28 protein-coding genes and 1 pseudogene are annotated in these 25553 nt (G+C 35.1%); 23 read left to right on the top strand and 6 right to left on the bottom strand.

What is annotated here, in order from left to right; translation table 11 throughout:
* Positions 1–138 precede the first annotated feature (138 nt).
* The 3 genes from glmS to BMSHG_RS22055 all read left to right on the top strand — a co-directional run bounded on the left by glmS (position 139) and on the right by BMSHG_RS22055 (position 3564).
* Complete coding sequence (gene glmS / locus BMSHG_RS22075; RefSeq protein ID WP_019156642.1) at positions 139–1941, top strand: glutamine--fructose-6-phosphate transaminase (isomerizing); 1803 nt, start codon at positions 139–141, stop codon at positions 1939–1941.
* Positions 1942–2935: 994 nt separating this feature from the next.
* Positions 2936–3067: a hypothetical protein gene (locus BMSHG_RS29365; RefSeq protein WP_019156640.1), complete on the top strand. Its 132-nt coding sequence runs from the start codon at positions 2936–2938 to the stop codon at positions 3065–3067.
* A 113-nt stretch (positions 3068–3180) separates the two neighbouring features.
* Entirely contained in the window at positions 3181–3564 is a 384-nt protein-coding gene (locus BMSHG_RS22055) for a DUF2442 domain-containing protein (protein WP_019156639.1), read from the top strand.
* A 186-nt stretch (positions 3565–3750) separates the two neighbouring features.
* Here the strand turns inward: BMSHG_RS22055 and BMSHG_RS22050 are convergent, their stop codons facing one another.
* From BMSHG_RS22050 to BMSHG_RS22035, 4 genes are all read right to left on the bottom strand, one after another.
* On the bottom strand, positions 3751–3987 hold the full coding sequence (locus BMSHG_RS22050) for a hypothetical protein (RefSeq protein WP_019156638.1): 237 nt from the start codon (positions 3985–3987) through the stop codon (positions 3751–3753).
* A 320-nt stretch (positions 3988–4307) separates the two neighbouring features.
* A complete protein-coding gene (locus BMSHG_RS22045) occupies positions 4308–4538 on the bottom strand; it encodes a hypothetical protein (RefSeq protein WP_019156637.1) in 231 nt (76 codons plus the stop codon).
* Between the two features lie 341 nt (positions 4539–4879).
* Positions 4880–5599 carry a DUF5131 family protein gene (locus BMSHG_RS22040; protein WP_019156636.1) on the bottom strand — a complete coding sequence of 240 codons (720 nt, stop codon included), beginning with the start codon at positions 5597–5599 and terminating at the stop codon, positions 4880–4882.
* A 73-nt stretch (positions 5600–5672) separates the two neighbouring features.
* Entirely contained in the window at positions 5673–6809 is a 1137-nt protein-coding gene (locus tag BMSHG_RS22035) for a three-Cys-motif partner protein TcmP (protein ID WP_019156635.1), read from the bottom strand.
* A 213-nt stretch (positions 6810–7022) separates the two neighbouring features.
* Between BMSHG_RS22035 and BMSHG_RS22030 the strand changes: the two genes are divergently transcribed.
* The 20 genes from BMSHG_RS22030 (at position 7023) to BMSHG_RS21930 (ending at position 24455) form a co-directional block, all read left to right on the top strand.
* Positions 7023–7235, top strand: a complete 213-nt coding sequence (locus BMSHG_RS22030; protein ID WP_019156634.1) for a hypothetical protein — start codon at positions 7023–7025, stop codon at positions 7233–7235.
* A gap of 50 nt (positions 7236–7285) precedes the next feature.
* Complete coding sequence (locus BMSHG_RS22025; RefSeq protein ID WP_019156633.1) at positions 7286–7729, top strand: MarR family winged helix-turn-helix transcriptional regulator; 444 nt, start codon at positions 7286–7288, stop codon at positions 7727–7729.
* 145 nt (positions 7730–7874) lie between these two features.
* Positions 7875–8741 carry a permease gene (locus BMSHG_RS22020; protein WP_019156632.1) on the top strand — a complete coding sequence of 289 codons (867 nt, stop codon included), beginning with the start codon at positions 7875–7877 and terminating at the stop codon, positions 8739–8741.
* A gap of 243 nt (positions 8742–8984) precedes the next feature.
* Entirely contained in the window at positions 8985–9476 is a 492-nt protein-coding gene (locus BMSHG_RS22010; protein ID WP_019156630.1) for an arsinothricin resistance N-acetyltransferase ArsN1 family A, read from the top strand.
* A 15-nt stretch (positions 9477–9491) separates the two neighbouring features.
* Positions 9492–10295, top strand: a complete 804-nt coding sequence (locus tag BMSHG_RS22005) for an arsenite methyltransferase (protein WP_019156629.1) — start codon at positions 9492–9494, stop codon at positions 10293–10295.
* A gap of 144 nt (positions 10296–10439) precedes the next feature.
* Complete coding sequence (gene nrfD / locus BMSHG_RS22000; protein ID WP_019156628.1) at positions 10440–11363, top strand: NrfD/PsrC family molybdoenzyme membrane anchor subunit; 924 nt, start codon at positions 10440–10442, stop codon at positions 11361–11363.
* Positions 11364–11386: 23 nt separating this feature from the next.
* Positions 11387–13930: a molybdopterin-dependent oxidoreductase gene (locus BMSHG_RS21995; RefSeq protein WP_019156627.1), complete on the top strand. Its 2544-nt coding sequence runs from the start codon at positions 11387–11389 to the stop codon at positions 13928–13930.
* A 16-nt stretch (positions 13931–13946) separates the two neighbouring features.
* Positions 13947–14630 carry a 4Fe-4S dicluster domain-containing protein gene (locus BMSHG_RS21990; RefSeq protein WP_019156626.1) on the top strand — a complete coding sequence of 228 codons (684 nt, stop codon included), beginning with the start codon at positions 13947–13949 and terminating at the stop codon, positions 14628–14630.
* A gap of 18 nt (positions 14631–14648) precedes the next feature.
* Positions 14649–15257 carry a TorD/DmsD family molecular chaperone gene (locus BMSHG_RS26685; RefSeq protein ID WP_019156625.1) on the top strand — a complete coding sequence of 203 codons (609 nt, stop codon included), beginning with the start codon at positions 14649–14651 and terminating at the stop codon, positions 15255–15257.
* Between the two features lie 23 nt (positions 15258–15280).
* Positions 15281–16288, top strand: coding sequence for a 4Fe-4S binding protein (locus tag BMSHG_RS21980; protein ID WP_019156624.1), 1008 nt, complete (start codon positions 15281–15283; stop codon positions 16286–16288).
* A gap of 50 nt (positions 16289–16338) precedes the next feature.
* The gene (locus BMSHG_RS21975) at positions 16339–16545 is read left to right on the top strand and encodes a twin-arginine translocase TatA/TatE family subunit (RefSeq protein WP_019156623.1); all 207 of its coding nucleotides are present in this window, start codon (positions 16339–16341) and stop codon (positions 16543–16545) included.
* 132 nt (positions 16546–16677) lie between these two features.
* Entirely contained in the window at positions 16678–17607 is a 930-nt protein-coding gene (locus BMSHG_RS21970) for a substrate-binding domain-containing protein (RefSeq protein ID WP_019156622.1), read from the top strand.
* Positions 17604–19478 carry a histidine kinase gene (locus BMSHG_RS27245; RefSeq protein ID WP_019156621.1) on the top strand — a complete coding sequence of 625 codons (1875 nt, stop codon included), beginning with the start codon at positions 17604–17606 and terminating at the stop codon, positions 19476–19478. Before BMSHG_RS21970 ends, BMSHG_RS27245 begins: the two co-directional genes overlap by 4 nt.
* Positions 19468–20115, top strand: coding sequence for a response regulator transcription factor (locus BMSHG_RS21960; protein ID WP_019156620.1), 648 nt, complete (start codon positions 19468–19470; stop codon positions 20113–20115). Before BMSHG_RS27245 ends, BMSHG_RS21960 begins: the two co-directional genes overlap by 11 nt.
* 172 nt (positions 20116–20287) lie before the next feature.
* Positions 20288–20689, top strand: a complete 402-nt coding sequence (locus BMSHG_RS21955) for a thioredoxin domain-containing protein (RefSeq protein WP_019156619.1) — start codon at positions 20288–20290, stop codon at positions 20687–20689.
* Entirely contained in the window at positions 20682–21374 is a 693-nt protein-coding gene (locus BMSHG_RS21950; protein ID WP_019156618.1) for a cytochrome c biogenesis CcdA family protein, read from the top strand. Before BMSHG_RS21955 ends, BMSHG_RS21950 begins: the two co-directional genes overlap by 8 nt.
* Positions 21375–21463: 89 nt before the next feature.
* Positions 21464–21820, top strand: a complete 357-nt coding sequence (locus tag BMSHG_RS21945; RefSeq protein WP_019156617.1) for an ArsR/SmtB family transcription factor — start codon at positions 21464–21466, stop codon at positions 21818–21820.
* Positions 21821–21840: 20 nt separating this feature from the next.
* Positions 21841–22845: a permease gene (locus BMSHG_RS21940; RefSeq protein ID WP_019156616.1), complete on the top strand. Its 1005-nt coding sequence runs from the start codon at positions 21841–21843 to the stop codon at positions 22843–22845.
* Positions 22846–22871: 26 nt separating this feature from the next.
* A complete protein-coding gene (locus tag BMSHG_RS21935) occupies positions 22872–23111 on the top strand; it encodes a thioredoxin family protein (RefSeq protein ID WP_019156615.1) in 240 nt (79 codons plus the stop codon).
* 372 nt (positions 23112–23483) lie between these two features.
* Positions 23484–24455, top strand: coding sequence for an arsenic resistance protein (locus BMSHG_RS21930; protein WP_019156614.1), 972 nt, complete (start codon positions 23484–23486; stop codon positions 24453–24455).
* A 66-nt stretch (positions 24456–24521) separates the two neighbouring features.
* Here the strand turns inward: BMSHG_RS21930 and BMSHG_RS21925 are convergent, their stop codons facing one another.
* Together BMSHG_RS21925 and merR are read right to left on the bottom strand one after the other, a co-directional pair.
* On the bottom strand, positions 24522–24722 hold the full coding sequence (locus tag BMSHG_RS21925) for a hypothetical protein (protein WP_019156613.1): 201 nt from the start codon (positions 24720–24722) through the stop codon (positions 24522–24524).
* 16 nt (positions 24723–24738) lie between these two features.
* Positions 24739–25147: pseudogene (merR, locus tag BMSHG_RS26675) on the bottom strand (Hg(II)-responsive transcriptional regulator).
* Positions 25148–25553: the final 406 nt, after the last annotated feature.

Genomic DNA, 25553 nt, shown 5'->3' with positions numbered 1-25553 from the left:
AGATTTCTTCTTTAAAACATTGAGGCAACTTGATGGACAAAGAGAAGAAACCTGCATCACATCATAAAAAACAGAGATAAGGGGGCAAGTGCCCCTAACAAAAGGATTCTTGCCCCCTTATTTGGGAGGAAGAATAATATGTGCGGAATCGTTGGTTATATTGGAAATAATGACTCAAAAGAAATTTTAATCAAAGGCTTAGAGAAGTTAGAATATAGAGGCTATGACTCAGCAGGAATCGCTGTAATGAACGCAGACGGCGTACATGTTTTTAAAGAAAAAGGCAGAATTGCGGATTTACGTACTATCGTTGATGCAAAAGTTGCAGCGAATATGGGGATTGGTCATACGCGTTGGGCAACACATGGTGTTCCAAGTGTGGTAAATGCCCATCCACATCAAAGTACGACAGAACGCTTTACCCTTGTTCATAACGGGGTGATCGAGAACTACGAACTTCTAAAAGAAGAGTTCTTAATGGATGTAGCGCTAGTGAGTGATACAGATACAGAAGTAGTGGTTCAGTTGATTGAGGTATTTATCAAAGATGGCCTAACAGTGGAAGAAGCATTCCGCAAAACGCTTAAGCTTGTAAAAGGTTCATATGCGTTGGCTCTTTTAGATTCTGAAAATCCGAATACTATTTTTGTCGCAAAAAATAAGAGTCCGTTATTAGTTGGTCTTGGTGATGGCTTCAATGTTGTTGCAAGTGATGCGATGGCAATGCTTCAAGTAACGAACCAATTTGTTGAATTAATGGATAAAGAAATGGTGATCGTGAAGCAAAACGAGGTTACGATTCAAACGTTAGACGGAGAGATTATGACTCGTGCACCGTTTACAGCTATGCTTGATGCAAGCGATATTGAAAAAGGCACTTACCCTCATTACATGCTAAAAGAGATTGATGAGCAACCATTAGTGATTCGTAAAATTGTTCAAGAGTATCGTTCAGAAGATGGCGCACTGCATGTTGATGAAGACATTATTGCTGCCATGAAAGAGTCTGATCGTGTGTATATTGTCGCTGCAGGTACTTCGTATCATGCAGGATTAGTTGGCAAGCAGCTGATTGAAAAAATGGCTAAGATTCCAGTTGAAGTTCATATCGCTAGTGAGTTTGGTTACAATATGCCATTGCTTTCTGAAAAGCCATTGTTTATTTTCATCTCACAAAGTGGAGAAACAGCTGATAGCCGCGCCGTTCTAGTTAATGTTAAAGCAATGGGTTATAAGGCATTAACGGTTACAAACGTTCCTGGTTCAACTTTATCTCGTGAAGCAGATTACACATTGCTTTTACATGCTGGACCAGAAATTGCCGTGGCATCGACAAAAGCTTACACTGCTCAAATTGCTGTACTTTCTATCTTAGCGGCTGTAACAGGAAGAAGCCGTGGACATGAAATTGATTTTGACTTATCAAAAGAGCTTGGGATCATCGCCAATGCGATGGAAGTTCTTTGCGATGAGAAGGATGATTTCGAACAAATTGCCCGTGATTTCTTAACGGAGACACGCAACGCATTCTTTATCGGTCGTGGAATTGACTACTACGTATGTCTAGAAGGTTCCTTGAAGTTGAAGGAAATCTCTTATATTCAAGCAGAAGGCTTTGCTGGTGGAGAATTAAAGCACGGTACCATCGCTCTAATCGAGGACGGTACACCAATCATTGCTTTGGCTACACAAGAAAGTGTAAACTTAAGCATCCGCGGAAACGTCAAAGAGGTCGTTGCCCGTGGAGCAAACCCATGCATCATTTCCATGAAAGGCTTGGAAATGAACGGAGACACATTTGTCGTTCCAGAAGTGCATGATCTATTAACACCTCTTATCTCTGTCGTACCATTACAATTAATCGCCTACTACGCAGCCCTACACCGCGGCTGTGACGTAGATAAGCCACGTAACCTTGCGAAGAGTGTTACGGTGGAGTAAAGAAAAGTTGAGAAGTGACTGTCTGTGTCTCTTCGCAACCAAGTTCTTCCCCATGTAATTCAAGTTCAGACCTGATGTAATTAAGTTGGTATCTGAACAGGGAAGAAAGCGGGAGCTAACAACTGTATATGTAAAATCCAGAAGGATCGAGAGGCGTACCGTTGGTACGTTGTCTCGGTTCTTTTTTGCTTGCCTGCAAACCTTGGTTCTAATCAATAGTTTGATTAATTTCTTGGGTAAATGGGGATAACGTGTGAATGAATGAAGGAGAAGAAAGCCTGCGGTATCAACAGATTATACACAGATTAGGAATAAGGTTAGAGGAAAAGCATGAGAAAGAGTGAAGAAGTGTTAGATATCAACAGGTTATAAACAAATATGGAAAAAAGGGTTGAAAACAAGCGGGAAAAAGAGCTTGATCAATCATCCATTTAGCCTTAATCCTTATAGCTACTACGGAAGAACTTAATTACATTTTTACCTTCCTTTCTGTTCCGTTATCGGTACATTTTTTTACTCGAAAGGGTGGTTTTTTGGGAAGAACTTGAATTACGTAATAGTGAGAAGGTTTAAGGAAGGGAAATGGCGTGAAGGTAAGTGGGAGAAGGGATTGAGGGGGATAGAAGGGGAGGAAAAGCGGGGAAGAACCTTATTTCAAAGAGACATAGTAGGAGATAAGGGAAAAGGTAATGATAACGGTCTTGGCAGGATGTGTACAGCAACTCTTTAAGCCTGTTGGATTAGCGAAAATAGGAAATCGACTAAAATAAATTGAAACTTCTATTGACCTACAATGAATCGTAATTTACGATAGGTAATAATATTACTAAATTTTGGGTATAGGATGTTTTATGATGGGAATTTTATTAAATAGAATCAACAATTTCATACCAAAATTTTCAAACCGCTCATAAATGGAATGGGCGGTTTTTATTATTTTCTAATACAGTTACAAAGGTAACAATATCGAGTAAAAACTTAGGGGGATGTTGAAATGAAGTCATTAATAAAGAAGTTTCAATCAAGGAAATTCGTACAGAACATAGTAACAGTGGTTGCTGGAAAAGCTATTATGCTAATGGTTGGCCTAATGATCGGGTATTATCTAAAATCCTGGTTATTTTAGTTGGAAATTCCCAATTAAAACATTTTGGTTAGATCGGGAATTACAAAGAAATTGAATCAAATGGTGGGGAAGGATATTTAAAGAAAGTAGGAGTTAAAAGGAGGAAGCAATACATGAGAATTTTATCATTTTACCCGACAAAAACCTTCAAGCTAATAATGGGATTTGAAAATAATGAGTATAGAATTTTAGATATTCAAATATTTTTGCAAAAAGAACAAGGGTTATTGAAAGACTTATGTAACGATATAAACTTGTTTATGTCAGCAGAATTGGATGCAGTGGTAGGAACTATACGATGGAGCAATGGTGTAGACGTTGAGAATAATCTCTTGTATGAGGCGAGTCAAGATTTAGATATTCTAATGAAAGGTAACAGGAATATTCTATATCCAAGAAATCCACGAAAAATCACAAGACTTGGTGACAATTCTCAATCAAGATTATCAAAGGAAAATCAGCGGTTAATTAAGCTAATTAGAGGCTATAAACTATAAAATATTATCAAAAGAAATCTTCCGTTAGGTTTTGTTAGATGGAGAAAATACAATGTCGTATGAAAAGAACTTGCTAAACCTAATATCCCAATTTCTTAGAGTCTGATTCAAGAGATTGGGATATTGCTTTATCAATGATTATTAACCTGTATGTAGCAAAAAACTGGACTCGTTATTTTACGATTATTACATTATGTCAATTTCATTTGTATCAAAATCAATAATGCTAACATCAACTTTTAATCGATCAGCTATACGTTTCTTCAAATCATTACCTACGTCTACTAAAGAGCCTATAAGATTAGACTTTTGCACTACTTTTTCAATTCGTTCTTTTTCAGATACATCCTTTATGTTTACTGTAATTTCAGAAATCATAAAATAATCATCTTCATAGGAATGGTCAATAAGTATTTCAATCATTTTAAAACTCCTTTATTTTTATTGTAACAAACAAGAAGGATTTAAGTAGTAGAGATTCAATGATACTGTTTAATACTGTTATCATTGTATTTTAATATTGGGTAATGAATTAATATACCACACCAAAATGCTTACTGGCACAACCATGGCATGTATTCATATCAAACCGATGTTCTACAGCAACTTTTTCTCCACAGAATTGGCACTTTCGATATTGTCTTTTTCTTGAATTGATAGTTTTCATTAGTAGGTCAAGTATTAATTCTTGTTGTTCCAATTTGTCTGATGATTGCAATTTCTCCCAGGTTAATGAGTGTTTTTTATACATGCCTGGAATGGGAGAAGGCATATAACCCATCCCACTGAGTAGCTTCATATCCAAATTCTATGCCTTCTTTAGTAGCTATTAGATACACCTCTGGCTCGTCAGCAAATCCTTCTACCTTAAAATAAACAGAGCTGTCCATAATTACTTTCTCTTTATCGATAATAGAAGACTTATCGTATAGTGAATTAATCCATTCAAGAGCCTTAGTTTTCAATGATTTCATGCCTTCAATCCTCTTTTATTTACATATTTTGTATAGCTATTATAGCATCTAATAGTAGTTATATTCTCAGTTACAATTATTCTCCTTATGGTTCAAGGGTTTCATAGGTTTTTGTCGAATATTCCTTAATATATAGTTTCATTTATTGACGTTAGTGAATATAGGAGTTGTTTTATGAATGTGTGACTTAAAGCATAAAAATGTAACTGTGACATGCTTATGCTTTAAAAGGATAGGTGACAAACTTATGCTTTAAGATAACATTTGAGTTTTATTTTGTAACTTATGAGCATGTGTCAGTACTATTTATGAAAAATTTAATCAACCCCTGCCTATTAAAGTTAGGCAAGGGTTAGTTTTGGATATTCATTGTATGTTTTATCATCTAATTCCCGCCCAAAACGATGCTTTTGAACGCCACCCCATTGTTTAAAAAAGAAAGCAACTTTCTGTTCATTACATTGGTCACGAATAGACCTAACCCAGTCAGCCTCCATAGGTCGGGCCCCTGGTCCAGATTCTCCACCAGCAATTACCCAATGAATATTATTTAAATCTAGGTTATCAAGTGGTCCTAGTAAGGGTTCACAAGATAAAAATCTAATTACTGCAGGTACATGTTTCAAAATGTCAATTCTATGAATAACCTTTTCATTTTCAATACTTGTACCCATCCAAATATTAGGTGTGAAATTTAAAATATTAGCAAGTTCTACTACCCTCTCTGGACGTTTTGTAAGCACTTGGTAAGAGTGATGTGGTGTCTCATTCATAGTTTTAAAAACCTGTTTAATAAATTCAAGTGGTATTTCCTCATGAAATAAATCTGACATGGAATTTACAAAGATTCTTTTAGGTTTATTCCATTTTCTGGGTACATTTATTAAATCGTTATGAAGAGTTACTTTAAACCCATTTATATATCTAGGGTTACCCATTGCAAAAAGTCGTTTGGCCATACGTTCAGCGTAGCAATGCTTACAGCCATCTGAGACCTTGTTACAACCAGTAACAGGATTCCAAGTTGCTTCTGTCCATTCAATACTAGAATTACCAGCCATTACATATCCCTCCTGAATAGTATACTATATCATAATCATACACTATTGGGAACTTTTTACAAGAACATTTGTTCTATCTTAAGAAAGAAATTTTAACTTTATCCCCCATTGTTTTTACTCCGTTTCTCATTGGCCTTTTTGAAGCTGGGGGATCGGTGATAATATAGCCTTCATCTTCTAATCTTCTTAGAGCTTCTTTAAAGTCAGAAGATGTAAATGGAGTCCCAATCTGATTAACATCAAAAATCTCCTTAACAGTCAGTGTCTTTCCTTTATATTTATTCATTAACTCTTTTCCCAAACTATCTAGTGGTCTTTCGTATTGTATTAAAAGTGATAACTGAATGTTTTGATGTCTTTCTAAGTGTTTTACAGGTATATATGAAAAAGTGGCGACTCCATCTTCTTTTATGCTGCTCTCATTAGCCATAATTTCTTTCATGATTGTATAACCAAGTTTATGCTTAGATACGAAAATAAGATAATGACTTGCTTTATTCTTTTTTTCATCTATAAAACGGAATGGTAGTACTAAATTTGAATGATTAACAGAGAGGGCTTCTGCTAATTCGTTAACAATATATGCTTCTTTCTCTTCTGAATTCAGATTTTTAATTTTTTCTCTCATTTTATTTGCCCTTTCTTCTCCAAAAAGGGCGTCCATATGTTGAACAACGATTGGATTATTAATACCCATATTGATACGATTATAATTGAAGAAAAAGATACAATCAGAACCAAAGTCTTTTATGAGTGCATTTATTAATTTTATTGTTAGCCCTTTATAACCCCAAGGGTCAATGAAGGCTAAAGTTGGGATTAGATTTTTTTCAGAAAATATAGTAGCAATCTCATCTCCTACTTCAGTATTGAGCACCTGGGGTTTATATTTTAAGATATCAATTCCTTGCATATTATTAATGTTTTGCATTAGTTGTTTGCTAGTATCTGTACTAGCATCGTTAAATACGGTAACTAAACTATTTTTTAAATTTTCATCGTTAATGGCTTTTTCTAAAATAAGAAGAGGTGTAGATTTACTGCCATCATTAAATTTGCCAGGTCCACTAAATAAATCAATATATGCAATTTTTCCGCTTCTTGATCTTGGGCGAATAATTTTTGCCCAAACATCAAAATACTTGGTAAGTAAATTTGTCTTTATCCTAGATTGTTCCCTTTGCACACTAAAAAAATCAATATCAGACATAGGGATTCTCCTCTCTAAAATTTTAAAACTATCCTAATAACTGCAAAAAAGTATACCACTTTTTTACAAATTAAGTGTAGGATTTTAGAAAATTGTCATTATTTTGCTATGAATAAGATTTACAAATTGTGTAAATTAGTTGTATAATACAAGTAAATAACATACACTAGTATCAAGTAGATCATAATCTAGTGTTAAAAGGGGTGATATATTATGACAGTGAATTATTCAAGTGTACTATCTGAGGAATATTTCGAATCATATTTTAATCTTATAATTTCCGCAAGGGGATATAAAACTTATGAAGCTAAAGAGTTTATCATTGAAAATTTCTTTAAAGGTAATGTAATGTATTATGGAGAGGATACTTATCAAAGTTTTATTAGGGCATACTCAAAAATGAAAAATAAAAATTATCATAAATAAAAAGTTGCAATTTGCAAATTAATTCATATAATAAAAGAGAGGTGATAAAAATGGAAAATTTACGTGAATTATTCCAAGTGATGACTAGGCGCTTTGGACTTCTTAATAAAAACTGTTGTAGCACTGGTGGATGTGATATTTCACTCGTACAAAGTCATATATTATACGAGATTGATCATCAACATAACCCTTCGATGCAGCAAATTGCAGATACATTAGGCATAGACATTACAACTTTTAGTCGTCAAGTTCAGTCCTTAGTTAAAATGAATTTAGTAAAAAAGACACCAGATCCAGAGGATAGAAGGATAAATATTCTCTCCTTGACGGTAGAAGGAAAATACGTAGCTACTACTATCGACGAACAAATGAATACTTTTCTAAATGAAGTTTTTTCAGAAATGAACGATTTTGAAAAAGAAACTGTCATACGTTCCATTAGACTCTTAAATAACGCAATGGCAAAATCAAGTGTATGCTGTGGAAACATTTAGGGGGGTACCTCCCTAGTGTGGATACTTGCAAAATACAATTATTTTTTAGGGGTTTAAGTAAGTTTCTTAAGGTTTGTCTTAGTTGTGTCAGGATATTTTTTTTGAATTATACTTGTAAAATACAAATATTTGAGGAGGTTTTATAGTGGTAGAGCAAATTTTCAAGGATTTTATATCAATAGCTCTAGAGCTTACGGTTTTATTTATAGGAATTTCATTTTTGGTCAGTTTAATTCAAGGGATTATTCCATATGAAAAACTGAATAAGTATTTATCTGGAAAAAACACCTTTGTAGGAGTTATTGCAGCAATTTTATTCGCATTTATAACTCCATTCTGTTCTTGTTCAACAATTCCAGTGATAGTTAATTTACTTAATAAAAATGTGAGATTTGGAGTAGTAATGGTGTTCTTATTTGCTTCACCAGTCTTAGATCCTACAATTATCACACTAATGGCTGCTTTATTAGGGGTCAAAGTTGCAATAGTTTATACACTTGTTACTTCCATACTCTCAATCATTATTGGATTCACTCTAGAAAAACTGGGTTTCGAAAAAGCAGTGAAGAAAGTAACTTTGACGGGATTTAATGAACAGGAAGTTAAATTTAGTATCAGAGGTGCATTGATAGAAACCGTGGGCCTCATGAAAACCGTATATCCATACCTATTAATTGGAGCTGGAATTGGTGCCATCATTCACGGAGCAGTACCGACAGAATGGATTACGACATACCTTGGAGGCGACAAGTGGTGGCTGGTTCCAATCGCTGCAATTATCGGAATACCTTTATATATTCGGTTATCAACAATGATCCCTTTGTCGCAAATTCTTATTGCAAAAGGGATGGCCTTTCCACCTGTGATGGCGCTTATGATTGCCTCAACAGGAGCTAGTCTACCAGAAGTTGCACTACTAAATTCTATATTTAAGAAAAAGCTGGTCTCAGCGTTTGTTGTGTCTGTTGTTTTTATGGCTTCAATGTCAGGGTTTCTATTTTACTTAATTTAAAGGAGGTGATATACGTTGGCATGGTTTAAAAAAGATAAAGCTGATTCTTGTTGTGATATAAAAATAGAAGAGGTCAAAGAGGAGAAAAGTACTTGTTGCGATGTGAAGATTGAAGAAGTAAAAGAAAAATAAGTTACAACATTCTCGGTGTAGGATATAGTTAAAAAGTCATCTTCAGCAAATTGAAGCAAATATAAGGTCTATTATAAATATCATACAGATAAATGTAAGGGGAGTGGGGCTATGAAAGTTAGGCAAGCGACCTCTAGAGATGTAGAGAACATCATGAATATTTATAACCAAGGAATAGAGGATAGAGTAGCTACATTAGAAACTGAGCCTAAAAACCAAGTGTACATGGAAGAATGGTTTAAGCAACTTGAAGGACGCTATAAAGTTATTGTCGCTGAGGAAGAGGGAACGGTGAAAGGGTGGGCTTCTTTAAACCCTTACAATAACAGATGTGCCTACTCAGGAGTGGCGGATCTGTCAGTTTATATTGCTAGAGATTCTAGGGGTAAGGGTATCGGAGGATTGCTACTAACTGCAATTGATGAGGTTGCTCGGCAAAATGGATTTCATAAAATTGTACTCTTTACCTTCCCTTTTAACCAATTAGGTCAAAGGCTGTACCATAAAGCCGGATATCGTGAGGTTGGAACGTTTAAAAATCAAGGGATACTCGATGGGGAATTTGTGGATGTAATGTCTATGGAAAAAATCTTAATCAATTAAAAGGGTGGAGATAAGATGAGTGAAATTCAAAAGGATTTAGTTCGGAATCATGTCAGGGAAAATTATAAGAAAATCGCATTAAAAGTAGTGAATGACAATAACTGCTGTGCTCCGAGTGGTTGTTCTCCAGAAGAAAGTCAAAACATTTCTGTAAAAGAAATATCAAAGAAAATGGGGTATTCTGTTGAAGAGTTAAATAGTATTCCAGATGGAGCCAATATGGGTTTAGGCTGTGGCAACCCTCAGGCTATTGCCGAATTAAAAGAGGGTGAAACAGTTCTTGACCTTGTAAGTGGTGGAGGATTTGATTGTTTCTTAGCTGCACCAAAAGTTGGAGAAAAAGGAAAAGTCATTGGGGTCGATATGACACCTGAAATGATTAGTAAGGCAAGAAGCAATGCGGACAAAAACCAATTTAGGAATGTAGAGTTCCGATTAGGAGAAATTGAAAATATGCCAGTTGCTGATCGCTTAGTTGATGTCATTATATCCAATTGTGTCATTAATCTATCCCCTAATAAAATTAGAGTGTTTCAGGAGGCATATCGTGTATTAAAAGAAGGTGGACGTTTGGCTATTTCTGATATTATGATGACTACGAAATTACCTAAAGAACTCCAATCAGATTTTCAACTATACTCAGGTTGTATATCAGGTGCTTCGACCATTAAAGAATTAGGAGGGTATATGAAACAAGCTGGTTTCAAAAATATTTCTATCACTCCAAAAGTTGAATCAAAAGATTTTATTAAAGAATGGGCCCCTGAGTATAAAGTGGAAGAATATATCGTGTCAGCAATTATTAAAGCAGAAAAATAATAGCTCCTAGTTGTGACAAATAAAAGAACCATGTCAGTATTTTCCCTACATATTTTAGGTGAAATACTGATATTTTTTTTGTCTTAAAAACAAGAAAATAGAAGTGTAGAGAAGTAGTTTAATAAAGATAAGGAGGTTCATGAAATGGAATTTCACGCTTTATGGGATTATCGGGTCGCACTTGATTTATTTCTAGGTGGTGTCGGTGTTGGTATTTTCCTTTTGTCCGCATATTTCAGTTTTATCAAAAAGGAAAGTGCATTCGTAATTACGAGAATTGGATTTTTTCTATCACCTGTATTGGTTGGCTTAGGTGTATTAGCTTTAATGACGGAGTTAGGAAAGCCTTTTAGGATGTTTTCCACATTCATCAATGTTAATCCAACCTCAGTAACATCATGGGGTGGTTTTCTTCAGTTTATATTTATTATATTAGCATTTGTCGCCTTTTTCCTTGTGTTCAGAAACAAACGAGAGGCCTTTGCTTCTCCTGTATTTAAAGGAATTGTTATAGCGGGTTCTGTATTTGCTCTTGCAGTAGGGATCTATCACGGGACGCTATTGATGTCATTAGGTCAACCTGGGTGGGCGAATGGACTCATACCAGTCATGTTTTTAGTATCTTCTCTTTTATGTGGAAGTAGTATTGTCATGCTAATTGAAGCATTTATGACAAAATCTCTAAACAGCGAGGCAAGGCAAGCCTATAAAGAAATTGCAGCAGCAAGTGAAGGCTTCTTAAGCTTCTCATATTCAAAACTTTTATTGAGTTTGGTTGTGGTTCAATCGATATTAGTCATTACATGGAGAATTAGCATTTTTTCAGCAGGAACAGATGCAATTTATGCTTATCAAAATTTAATTGAATACTTTGGTGCTTATTGGTGGGCTCTAGCTGTAGTTCTTGGCTTAGTGATTCCACTAGTTATTTCAGCGTTCTACTTTGTGAAAAAACAAAGCATGAATTTATACTCTGCGCTTATGTTTACGGTTGTAGTTTTAGTAGGTAGCTATGCGTTTAAGCACATTATTCTATATTCAGGGCAAATCCCGTTAGCAGGATTATAAAATTGAAAAAAGGAGGGTCTAAAATGGGAATTACACGTAGAGGATTTATTAAGGCATCAGCAGTAACAGGAGCAACTGTAGCAGGATTATCTGCGCAGAAACCTATATTGACAGCATTCTCTGAAAATAGCCAAGGAGAGCAGAAGGCTGAAAGTGGCAAATGGCTCGCTTCTACCTGTCAAGGATGTACAACATGGTGTCCAGTACAAATATATGTGGAAAACGGTCGTGCTATTAAGGTTAGAGGGAACCCAAATTCAAAAGCAAATCATGGAAAAATATGTCCGAGACCACACTTAGCTATTCAGCAATTATATGACCCAGATAGAATTAAAGTACCAATGAAAAGAACGAATCCAAAAAAAGGAAGAAATGAAGATCCGAAATTTGTTCCCATTACATGGGAAGAAGCGATTGATACTGTTACAGATAAAATGATGGAGCTCAGAAAAAGTGGAGAAACTCATAAATTTGCTTTGTTCAGAGGTCGTTATACAGGTTTAGCAGATTTATTTTATAAAGCGATGCCTTCAATTTATGGCTCACCAAATAACATCTCCCATAGTTCTATCTGCGCTGAAGCGGAAAAGCTAGGACCATATGTAACTGAAGCTTATTGGGATTATCGTGATTATGATTTAGAGCATACTCGTTATGTATTAATGTGGAGTACTGATCCTGTTGCATCTAACAGACAGGTTCCTCACGCGATTAGCATGTATGGAAAAGTACTTGATCAAGCCAAAGTAGCTGTTATAGATCCTCGCCTATCATCAACTGCATCGAAAGCTGATGAATGGCTACCTGTTATACCTGGTCAAGATGGTGCCTTAGTGTCTGCCATTGCCCATGTTATTTTAACTGAAGGAGTATGGTATAGGGATTTCGTTGGTGATTTTAAAGAAGGTAAGAATCAATTTGTTAAAGGAAAACAAGTAGCCGAGGATGCATTTGAGGAAAAATACACCTACGGTCTTGTAAAATGGTGGAATCTTGAATTAAAGGACAAAACACCTGAATGGGCAGCAGATATTGCAGGAATACCAGCAGAACAAATTTATCGTGTGGCAAGAGGATTTGCTGAAGCTGCACCACGAGCTATCTCATGGTTGGCTCCAGGATCTGCTATGCAAATCCGTGGTGGATATACAGCAATGGGGGCTCATGCATTAAATGCCTTAGTAGGTTCTGTTGAAAATATTGGTGGAACGAACCGTTCAGGAAGTGTGCCATTAGGAAGTATACCAGATATTGAACCTTATTATGATGAAATAGCAAAAAAAGGGAAAAAACATGAAAAAATTGACCAACGCGGCCGTATTCAATTTCCAGCTTTCGCAAAGGGGAAATTGGCCGGTGGAGTTGTAACGAACAATGTGGCAGATGCCATTCTAAATGAGGATCCTTACGACTTGAAGATAGCAATTGGATACTGGAATAACTTCGTGTTTTCTTGTACTGGAGCCCAACGTTGGGAAAAGGCGATGGAAAAAATACCATTCTACGTCCATATAACAGTAAATCCAGCGGAAATGACTCAGTATGCAGATATTGTTCTTCCTGCATGTCACCAATTATTTGAGCGTTGGGGAGTCGTAAAAAGCAAACAAAATATGAATTCATATTTAAGCATTCAGCAACCAGTTATCGAACCATTATGGGATACAAAGATTGATGAAACTGAAATTGGTTGGTTAATAGCAGAAGGATTAGCAAAGAAAGGTTTCACGAATCTACTAGATTTTTATAAAAATGAATTCCCTGATCCAGAAACGGGTCAAAAACCACAAAATGAAAAGGAATTTACGCTTTACGCAACAAAGGCCCTTTCTAAAGGTGCATGGCATCCAGCTGAAGAAAAGAAAGGCGATCAAATAAGTAGCTGGCAGGAATTTGTAGATTTAGGTGTGTGGAATGCACCACGAACCGTTTATAAGAAACATTGGGACGAAGGATTTGGTACAGCTACAAACAAATTTGAATTTTATAGTGAGACAATGAAAGCCATTCTTGATGAGCACGCCAAGGTCCATAATACGAGCATTGATAAAACGATAGAAGCGATGAAGTATGAAGCAAGAGGAGACTTGGCATTTGTTCCACATTATGAAGAACCTATTCGCTACGGAGATGAAAAGGAATACCCACTTATTTTTAGTGAACATCGGTCCAGACTTAATCGGGAAGGACGTTCTGCGAATACAACATGGTATCAAGAATTTAAGGATTCTGACCCTGGTGATGAGAAATGGGATGACGTTCTTAAGCTAAATCCTGTTGATTGTAAGAAGTATGGAGTCAAAACTGGTGATCGTGTGAAGGTCACTTCCGTACAAGGATCAATAGAGGTCAATATAAAGGAATGGGAAGGTACTCGCCCTGGAGTAGCGGTAAAATGCTATGGTCAAGGTCACTGGGCGTATGGAAGTGTTGCAACAATGGACTATCAAAAGAAAATTCCACGTGGTGGAAATAATAATGAAATCCTTCCATGTGATTATGAACATTTAAGCAGTGCAACTGCCCGTCATGGTGGGCTAGCTAGAATTAAAATAGAAAAAATTTAATCTGGAGGTGTAGAAAATGACAAGATATGGAATGGTAATAGATTTGCATAAATGCGTAGGCTGTTCAGGGTGTTCAATTTCATGTAAAAATGAAAATAATGTTGATACAGGGATGTTCTGGTCCAATTATTTTCACGAAACAAAAGGTACATTTCCAACCGTAAATTATCAATATGTACCTACTTTATGTAATCATTGTGAAGATGCGGCTTGTGTTCGGGTGTGTCCGACAGGGGCGATGTATAAGGATGAAAATGGCTTAACTCTACACGATCCAGATAAATGTATTGGATGTAAAAGCTGTGCGCAGGCTTGCCCATATGATGTAATTAATTTTAATGATAATAAACCGCATCGACGTTGGGAAGAGAGTACTGCAATTATTGAAGGTGGTACTTCTTCTGGAAAAGAAGTGCTAGAAAGAACGGGACAAGAGCTGCCTTATTATAACGCGGATCGTGCTTTCACTTATGAAGGAATAAGAAGTAAGGGAATCGTTGAGAAATGTACTTTCTGTGATCATAGAGTGAAAGATGGATTAAAACCATATTGTGTTGAATCTTGTCCAGCAGATGCACGTACCTTTGGTGATTTGGATGACCCGAATAGTGAGATAAACAAAGTCCTCGCGCAATATAGTAGTCGTGTGCTGAAACCTGAAAAGGGAACAAAACCACGAGTATTTTATGTGAGGGGTTAATACTGGGGAGTGATGGAATTGACCACTACTTATACCGAAAATGATATTTTGAAAAAAGCAGAAGTGTATAAATTTTTATCCGTAATGTACAAGGAACCCAAGGCAGATTTAAGTGTATATGTCCAACAGCTATACAGAGTCATAAAGGATTACGATGAAAGTCTTTTGAATATTTGTGAGGAGATGAATTATTTATTCGAAGAAGGCAATCAAGAGCTAGACGAATATTTAGTTGAATACTCTAAACTTTTTATCGGTCCTTTTAAAGTACTTGCTCCTCCGTATTCGTCCATATATTTAGAAGATAAATGGGAGGTTCAAAGTAAGTCAACTCAAGTAGTTGAATCGTTTTATAAGCGTGCAGGCTTAACTTTAATAAATTGGAATGAGCCTAAGGATCATATTACAGCTCAACTAGAATATATGTATTTTCTCAATTTTAAGTGGAATGAAACAAGAGATGAGGTATATTTAGTGCTACAGAAAGAGTTTCTTTATAGAATCTTAACTCATTGGATTCCAAAATTTAATGCAGCAATTCAAAAAGGTGCTTCCTTGAAATTTTATAAATTACTTGGAAATCTTACCGAAGCTGTTATCCTACGAGATTATCTTGCGGTTAAATAATGTAGATAGGGAGGGAACAGGGCATGTTATTGGAACGTTATGTGACAAAATGGCTTGAAACAAAAAGACTTCAAGTTCAGCCGCAGCGATGTATAAAAACAAGAAATCGTTTCTCCACTTGTCATAAATGTGTAGACATATGTCCTGTTTCAGCTATCTCTTTTGAGGGTGGTTTATCGGTTCAAGAAGATATTTGTACAGAATGTATGCGATGTACAGTTCATTGCCCATCTGAGGCATTTTCTGATGAAAAGTATGTAGAATACTTTAAAGAGATGTCGAATCGAGAGGTAATCGCTTTTTCATGTGAAAATGATAAAAGGGAAGATCCATCTATTAAACTAGGTTGTTTATACCAGTTAGATAAGGCTTTGCTTATTCAAGCTTGTACTCAATCTAAAAAGGTATCAATACAATTTGATGAAAAAAGATGTACGAAATGTGTAAAGTATCATAACCCCGATAAAGACTTAAAGTCTAGTTTGGATATTCTTGTGGAAGAGTTAAACTCGATGTTAAAAGAACCAATTAACATTGATTATAATGATCAAAATACATCTAAAATGGAACGAAACTACACGAGAAGAGAATTAATAACCTTTTTTTCTAAGAAAATGACTCGTAATGTTGTTTCTCCACTTATTACGGAGGAGGAAGAAGTAAGGAACTTAAGAGAAACCGTTGGCTCTGGAACAATCAGGGAGACATATCACTATCTTCTTCGGAAGTATCAAAATCACTTTAAACAAGTACAACGGATTGGGGATATAAATACAGCCCAATTAAACTTTAATGAAAAGTGTGACGGGTGCAAAGTTTGTGAACGAGTTTGTCCAATGGGAGCACTGAAGTTTTCAGAAGATGAGTCAATATTTACAGCCACACTTAATCACCAAATTTGTAATGGTTGTCAATCATGCGTAGATATATGTCGAAAAGGTGCATTAGAGATAAATAATGCATCATTCATAGATTTACAAACCTTTCTTAAAGGTGAAGAGCAAGTAGTTCTAACAAAAGAAAATAATTAGATGAAAAATTCTGTTCATATATACTTCATCACTAAAAAGGTTGTGAGAAGATGTTATCAAATATTGGAGTTCCAGGGTTGATTATTATTTTAGTCATTACCCTAATGATTTTCGGTCCAAAAAAGTTACCGGAAATGGGAAGAGCTGTGGGAACTACACTCAAAGAATTTAAAGCATCTACGAAAGAATTAGTAGCGGATGAAATTGAAGAAGATAAAGATGGAATGAACATAAAAGACCCACTTGAAAAGAGCTAAAAAAGTACCGTTTTGGTACTTTTTTTAATTATTGTCAATTTGGTGTTGTTTTTAGCAGAGATTACAAATAGTAAAAATACCACGATATAATAAAGATAATGTGAATTTGCTTATTTGTGGAGGTGAGGCAAATTGAAAATCAAAACCATACCCATTTTACTATTATTATTAACCATATTTATAAGTGGCTGTAAACAAATAGAAGAAACATCAGAAATTATTTTATACTCTTCAAAAGCAGAAGCAGGTCAGAATCTTCGTGATGAAAGTGATTCAGGACAGATAATTCGGATTGCATTAGCTTCTGTTCTTTCACCTCAAGAATCCTTGTCCAAATATAAAGACTTACTAGCATATATAGGGACAGAAATGGACGCATCTGTTGAAATCATCCAGAAACAATCCTATCAAGAAGTAAATCAAATGTTAAAGTCAGGAGAGGTAGATATTGCTTTTATTTGTTCTCTATCATATGTGCTCGGTTTGAAGGGGGACTATATTGTAGATGTAGCTGCTCCCGTCATAGACGGAGAAGCTCTTTATCAGTCTTATACGATTGTGAGTCAGAACAGTCCTTATGAAAGTCTAGAAGAATTAGAAGGAAAAAGGTTTGCATACACGGATCCTTATTCATATACAGGCAGATTAAGCATATTAAATCAACTCTATCAAAAAGGATATAGTTTAACAGAGTTCTTTCGTGATACTTATTTTACTTATAGCCATGACTATTCTGTTAAAGCCGTTGAATTGGGAATCGTGGATGGAGCAACGGTAGATGGTGTGTTGTTTGACCAACTGCAGAGGACCAATCCTGATTTAACTTCTCAAATAAGAGTGATAGGTATAGGTGATGAAGCTGGTACCCCTCCTATTGTAGCCTCGAAGAAAGCTGATATGAAGATGGTAGAGGAGTTCAAGTCTCTTCTATTTAATTTACAAGAACATGAAAAAGGTAAAGAGTTATTAAATGAAATTGGATTTGACCATTATGTTCCTATTAACCAAAAAGATTATGAAGTAATCCAAAACGCTCTTTTTCTCTTAGGTGAATCATCATGAAAAAAAAGCTGAGGGATATTCTTTCAAGTGTTTCAATTGAATTAAAAATTTATGGGATGGTCATCATTGTTGTCCTGTTAGTTACAGCCATTAGCTTAATTGTCGTTAGGGTTTCGATTACGAATACATTAACCTTACAGATTGAAGATCGAGCCAAGTCGATAAGTAGTGATATCGCATCTAGAAGTACAGATCCATTATTGACTCACAATATTTATGCATTGCAAAGCTTAGTTACTGATACAATAGAGAGTTACCAGGACTTAGAATATGTATTCATATTAAACAATGATGAGGAAGTTGTCGTTCATTCGAATGAGAAGGGCTTTATTAGTCAGGGATTAATAGAGGCGAACCATTTAAAATTAGAAGATGACTCATTTGTAACGAATGGCATAAAATTATCTACAGATAAAGGGATGATTTTTGATTCTGCATCACCAATTCTTCAGGATTTAGGTGGTACTGTTCGTGTAGGATTAACATATCAATCGTTAGATGATGCATTATTCAAAGTGACGAGTCAAATGATGTTTACCATGATAGGAGTCATATTATTGGCGGGTTTGATTGTTTTCAGTTTAACTAGGATTATAACCCTTCCTATAACGAATCTAGTGCAGCTAACGAATAAGGTTTATAAGGGCAATTATACAGAAAGAATAATCACATACCCAAAGGACGAAATTGGTAAGCTAACGTTATCCTTTAATAGAATGCTAGACGCCCTACAAAAATCGGAAAAAGAGCGGAAAAAATATATTGAAAAGATTCATAATCGAAATAAAGAATTAATCCTTCTAAATGGAATATCAAAAAATATTAAGAATGATAAAGAATTAAAAGAAATGCTACAATTTTTTGTTAAGCAATTGGTCAATGAGTTTTATTTAAAAAGTGCAGCCATTGAAGTTCAATTAGCAGGTACAACGGAAAAATTTTATGATCATTCCTGTAAAGATGCTCTTCATTGTGGGAATTTTGATCATAGATTTAGAACTTGCACCAATAGTCAAAAAGAAACCTATTCCTTCCCAATAAACCGAAATGTGGGAACAAAAATCGGAAGTATTTCAATTTGTAGTTCCTCTAAATTAGATGGGAATTTCTTAAAGTTTTTATCTTCCCTGGTTAACCAATTATCGGTTTCAATCGAAAATTTAGAGCTGTGGAATGAATTAAAGAAAAAGGAAGAAGTACGATTAATGCTTTTAGAGAAAGTCATTAGTGTCCAAGAGGATGAAAGAAAGAGAATTGCAAGGGAGCTCCATGATGAGACGAGTCATAGTCTTTCTTCAATGCTAGTAGAATTAAAACTATTAGAAGAAGGCGATGAGGTAATAAAGAAAAAATCAATAAATTATCTTAGAAAGCTAGTTCGGAATACGATCGAAGAGCTACATCAAATGGCATGGCAACTAAGACCTTCTATTTTAGATAAATTCGGACTTAAGGTGGCAATCGAGAGATATGTTCAAGAGTTTCAACGAACAAATAAGATTGAAACAGAATTAATCATGAATGGGACGACAAAATCTTTTTCTCCTGAAATAGAAACAACTATATACAGGCTTATACAGGAGTCATTAACTAATATTACAAAATATGCACAGGCCAGTAGTGTAAGTGCTATCGTACTTTCTACAAACCAGCAAATTTCAGTTATGATTGAGGATGATGGGGTAGGCTTTGATACTTCAACAGTACTAAATAGTGACCCATCGAAAGAGCATTTAGGCCTTCTTGGTATGCTTGAGCGCATTTCCTTGTTCAATGGAACACTTGAGATAGAATCAGAACCAGGTGAAGGAACAACGATACTAGCTAAGATACCAATTTCGGTGGAAAGAGGGGAAACCATTGTCATATAAATTATTCATTGTTGATGATCATCCTGTTTTTCGTGCAGGGCTGAAGACTATTTTAATGGAAGAAAGTGATTTTACGATAATTGGCGAAGCACAATCTGGACTAGAGGCAATTGATAAATTGAGAACGATTACTCCTGATATTGTTGTAATGGATATAAGCATGCCTGGAAAGGATGGAATCGAAGTCACAAAAGAAATAAAAAAAGATTATCCATTGATTAAAATCCTTCTTTTAACCATGCATTCAGATGAAGCATTTTTAAAAGAAGGATTGGAAGCAGGAGCACAAGGATATGTGTTAAAAAGAGCAGTTGATACAGAACTCGTAACTGCCATTCGTATGGTGTTAAATAATGAACATTATATTTATCCAACTCTTGTTCCATATTTATATAAATCAAAGGAAGATGGTGTGCAAACTCAGGATACGAATGAAGTACATTTGAGTCAGAGAGAAACGGAAGTATTAAAGCTCATTGCACTTGGATATACGTTAAAAGAAATTGGTGAGGAACTCTTTCTTTCTCCCAAGACGGTAGAGACCTATAAATCAAGAATTATGGAGAAAATAGGAGCAACCAAACGATCAGGTCTTGTTAAATATGCTATTAAACATAAATTGATATCGGATGAATAATAGTCTTGATATTATCGTCCTCGTAAAAGTATAGCAGTACAATGAATAAGCATCGATAAAAATAGTGAACTTCATTTTGATATGTTCACTGTTTTTTCTTTTTACAAAGAAACTTCAATCTTATTTCACAATAGATCTATAAAATTAGTTTTATGAGATTGGAGGGGAATATATGGTAGATGGTAAGAGAAAGTCAAAATTTGCACTAATACTATTTTTATTGATTTTCTTATTATTGGCTCTTTTAAAATGGTACTCCACTCAAGATCAAGTCGTAATGGAACCGATTGAAGAACCAAGATGGTTGCTATTTCATGCAGGGGCCTGTGAAGCCTGCCAAAAGATGATGGAATTGTCTTCTAAAATAGAAGATGAGTATCGTGAGAAAGTGGAGTTTGTCCATGTTCCATTCGATAACATCGCGTATAACGACATGATCAAGGATTATCGAGTGAATTTTATTCCAACGAGTGTGTTCGAAGTGGAAGGCCAGGAACGGATTACACGAATTGGGTATATTCCTGAACAGGAACTACGTGAGATTCTAGATAATATGGAGAAAGAAAATGAATGAGATATTGGCAGGATTACTGGAATATTCGGCTGGATTGTCCATTGGGGTTGCGTTTATAGCGGGTGTGCTCACGAGTATAAGCCCGTGTAATTTATCCACGATCCCTTTACTAATCGGTTATATTGAAGCGGCATCTACAAGAGAGAACCAATCTTTAACTTTGAAGAGGAAATTTGCCCTAGCCCTTGTTTTTATACTAGGGACTGCGACTACTTTTGTGAGTATGGGGCTATTATTTAGTTTTATGGGTGGAATGCTAAGTTCTCTTAAGGAAATCCTCATGTATGTGGCTGTCGTAATTGCTTTTCTAATGGGATTGGTACTATTAGATTTGATGCCATTTAAGCTCAATCTTTCTCTCGATAGATTAATTAATAAATTGAAAATAAAAGGACTTAAGGGGAGCTACACACTAGGATTCTTAATGGGATTTACAACAAGTCAATGTGCAACACCTGTTTTGTTGGTGATTCTCGCTTATGTCATGTTACAAGGAAAACTCCTGCTGGGTGGTCTATTATTATTTGTATTTGCCTTAGGGAGAGGAGTTCCTCTCTTATTAATTGGAACTTTTTCAGGGTTGGTTATGTCAACTGTAAAGTTTAAGCAATACAGTCACGTCTTTCAACAAATAATGGGAGCCATTTTAATTGCCTTGTCTTTTTACTTGTTTTGGGTAGCATGAAGGTGTCGTTGTCAAAAAATAGCCACAAACAAAACTATAAAACTAGAAAAATAGTTTTATAATAAAGGTAGAACAAAGGGGGAGTACCAGTGAAAGTTGTTTGGAATTTGAAATCAAATGAAGAGATGGGCAACGTTCATAAAAAGGCAGAAAGCCAATTTCCTATTGTTATGGATCAAGAAAATCTAGAAAGTACCGCTGCTCTTTTTAAAGGGCTAGCGGATGAAACACGTTTGAAAATCATCTCTTTGCTATGGATGGAAGACTTATGCATGTGTGAAATCGTAGCTGCTTTAAATGGTGCCAATTCAACCATTAGTCATCATTTAAAAATCATGGAAAAAGGCAAAGTGATTGAATCTCGCCGTGAAGGAAAATTTACGATCTATTGTGTCGATAAAGAAAAGCTAGCACCACTTATGCCATACCTAAAAGGGAATGATTAGTGAAACAGGGAGATGGTCCTATGGTCATATTTGAATGGTTAAATAACCAACTACTTAAAATGGAATGGCTAAGTGATCTGGTTATTTTGTTGGTGGAAAGAGGATTTGGACTTCATGTAGAAGAGCGAGTTGGGGGAAGCATCCACTTCTTTATCTATGACGTAATAAAAATCTTTATTTTACTATCAGTCCTTATTTTTGTTATTTCCTATATTCAAAGCTTTTTCCCACCTGAAAGAACGAGGAAAATTCTTGGTAGATTTAAGGGGATAACGGCAAATATTTTAAGTGCTCTTTTAGGGACTGTTACTCCTTTTTGTTCCTGCTCCTCTATTCCTTTATTTATTGGATTCACCAGTGCAGGGCTGCCCATTGGAGTGACCTTTTCCTTTTTAATCTCCTCTCCTCTTGTCGATTTAGCCTCTGTCATTCTATTGGCTAGTATTTTCAATTGGAGAATTGCGATTGCATATGTAGTGGTAGGTCTCGTTCTTGCTGTGGTTGGCGGAACGATTATTAGTAAATTGAAGCTTGAAAAATATGTAGAATCCTTTGTTTACAGTAATAAAATGTATGAAGCCGAGCAAGAAGAATTGACAACTAGAGAAAGACTGGTTTATGCAAAGGAACAAGTATTAGAAATTATAAAAAGGGTTTGGCTTTACATTTTAATTGGCGTTGGAATTGGCGCTGCCATTCATAATTGGATTCCAGAGCCTGTGATAACCGCAATACTCGGACAAGATAAATGGTATTCTGTGCTTCTAGCCACAGTTGTTGGAATTCCGATGTATGCTGATATTTTTGGAACCTTGCCGATCGCTGAGGCCTTAGTGACAAAAGGAGTTGGTGTCGGAACAGCCCTAGCGTTCATGATGGCAGTTACGGCCCTTTCTCTTCCTTCTATTATTATGTTGAAAAAAGTAGTCAAAACAAAGCTTTTAGCTATCTTTATAGGAGTAGTGACGATCGGGATTCTCATTATAGGGTACCTTTTTAATACTTTTGGGTACCTGTTCATTTAACAATATACAAAAGGAGTGTTTTTATTATGGTTATTAAAATTTTGGGTACAGGTTGTAAAAAATGCGTGAGTTTAACAGAAAATACGGAAGTAGCACTTAAAGAATTAGGCCAAGATGCAGAAGTAGTGAAAGTGACAGAGGTAAAAGATATCATGGCATATGGAGTTATGTCGACACCTGCACTTGTCATTGATGAAAAAGTGGTTTCTTATGGAAAGGTCTTAAAGCCAAAGGATATTGTTTCTCTTCTAAAGAGCGCAATATAGCATTCTTGGTAAATCTATTTAGTTCAGCTTTGAAGTACAAACATGAAAAATGTAATATGAATTGAGCATTGAATTGTAAGCAATTTGATGCTTTTCTTTATTTTTAAGTCAATGTTTATTTACAATTAAGGTAGGAATGTGCACACGATAATGCAACCTATTTTTCAACTGTGAAATAATAATTGAATGGTTGCGAAATTAAATGCAAAAACCAGTGCAAATTTGACTAAGAAAAAGAGCAAATCTCTTATCGGGTTCTTATTCTACTAACTGTGCCCACGTTACTCGAATAAGGGAAACTTCCTACACATCCAATTATGATAAAATTATATGTGTTTAAAATTTGTTATCGTCAGGTGTGATTATGTATAAATGGGCTTATTCGAGAAGTTATATACTTTTATTATTTTCTTAGCAGTAATTATTGGAATAAGTATAGGACAAGTAGAACAAATACGAGCTAATGCGGAAAGTTTCATTCTTCCTCTATTAGTAGCTATGCTGTATATTACTTTCTTACAGATTCCTATTGAAGAAATAAGGAAAGCTTTTAAAAACATTAAGTTTACATACACCTCGGTTATCATTAACTTTGTTTGGACACCAATTTTATCGTGGCTTCTTGCATTGTTATTTTTAGGTGACAATCCTGCAATATATATTGGATTTATTATGCTAATGGTTACACCATGTACTGATTGGTATTTAATCTTCACAGGGATAGCTAAAGGAAATGTTGCATTATCAACAGCTATCTTACCTCTAAACCTAATATTACAGGTTATTTTGTTGCCTATTTATCTTCTTATTTTCGGAGGAGCGACAGGGGTTATAGAATTTTCATTTCTAATGAAAAGTATTTTAATTGCTTTATTTTTACCTTTAGTTTTAGCTTTTCTAACAAAGATGGCCTTAAGAAACAAACAACAGTTACGAGACAATCTTATCTCTAATCTCAGCGTATTACCTATTATTTTTCTTAGTCTCGCCATCGTTGCGATGTTTGCTTCTCAAGGACAGCTATTACTAGATAATTTAGATTTAATGTGGCAAATCACCATTCCGATCCTTTTATTTTTCATCATTAATCTTGTTGTTGGTCAAAAGGTTGGACAGCTTATGAAGTTTCCATACAAGGACAGAGCTTCCTTAAGTTTAACTACTTTAGCTAGAAATTCTCCAATCGCCTTAGCCATTGCTATGACCGCATTTCCAGATCAACCCTTAATCGCTTTAACACTAGTTATAGGGCCATTATTGGAATTGCCTATTCTGGCTACTATCACTCAGCTTTTATTATCTATTTCAAAAGTACATAAAAACAATCGAAGGTACACATTATGAAATGTGCTTTCTTATTTTCAGTTGTAACATAATAGGAGTAGCCTACTCCATCTTAGTTGGCATTTGTCAACCACCTTCTATACAAGTTGCTGTTGAACTTCCAACAGCAGCATTTAATTCAATAAGAAGATTAGGAAGTATCTTAGGATCCATAATGCTCTCTAATGTCATATCTGTTAGAGGTACATTAAATTTCACAAAAAGAGGTGCCGTGTTCTCCCACACTTCCACTATTGCTTTAGGAGACATATTAGATTGTATAACCATCTTAAAACCTCCAATTTTATAATTTCTCTTCACTCATTATTGTTTCAATAATGGGGCATTCGTATAAAGCTTTTGTCGTCAGGACAACTATCTTTTAAATTTATAAGCATTTGTTCAATCCTTATTAAGTCGTGTATTTTCATTTGGACTTCTTCGATTTTCTCAACAACAAAATTATACATATTAGCACATCTTTCATCGTCTTTGTCAACGACTCCAAGTAACTTAGTAATCTCAGCTAAAGTAAATCCTAAAACTTGCATCCTTTTGATAAACTTTATACGCTTAACGTTTTCTTTCGAAAATATCCTATATCCTTTATTAGTTCGAGAAGGCTCTAAAAGTAACCCTAACCTCTCGTAATATCTAATTGTTTCTTTATTAACATCACACTTTTCAGCAAGTTCGCTAATACGATAATTCAATATAATTCACCTCATATAAATTATATACCCTGTACCATAGTACAGAGTAAAGGTAATTTAATTCTTTTTCATCAGCAATAAATTATTGATATGATTTTACGGCTATTGAAATTGGGACACTTTACGCACCCATTTGTTTGTATTTATTAGGACAGGAACAAAGAGTTAGAAAAAATTAATAGGAACATGTCTATGTTCTTTACACAAAATTTACAAAAAAAATACTTGCGAATAACATATAATTAAAATATTATATAATCAAATGCTTATGTGATTTAAATTCAATATTGTCTATCATTTATTACTAGGACCTTTACGAATAAATTCTAGCGGTTTATTGAAACTAAGTAAGATTATCTTATAGCATACAAATAAGCATATTATTATATATTAATGTATTGTGGGG

The sequence above is a fragment of the Robertmurraya massiliosenegalensis JC6 genome (genome assembly GCF_000311725.1).
Taxonomy (GTDB): Bacteria; Bacillota; Bacilli; order Bacillales; family Cytobacillaceae; genus Robertmurraya; species Robertmurraya massiliosenegalensis.
The sequence above is the reverse complement of the archived record's forward strand: the minus strand, read 5'-3'. Positions and strand labels throughout refer to the sequence as shown.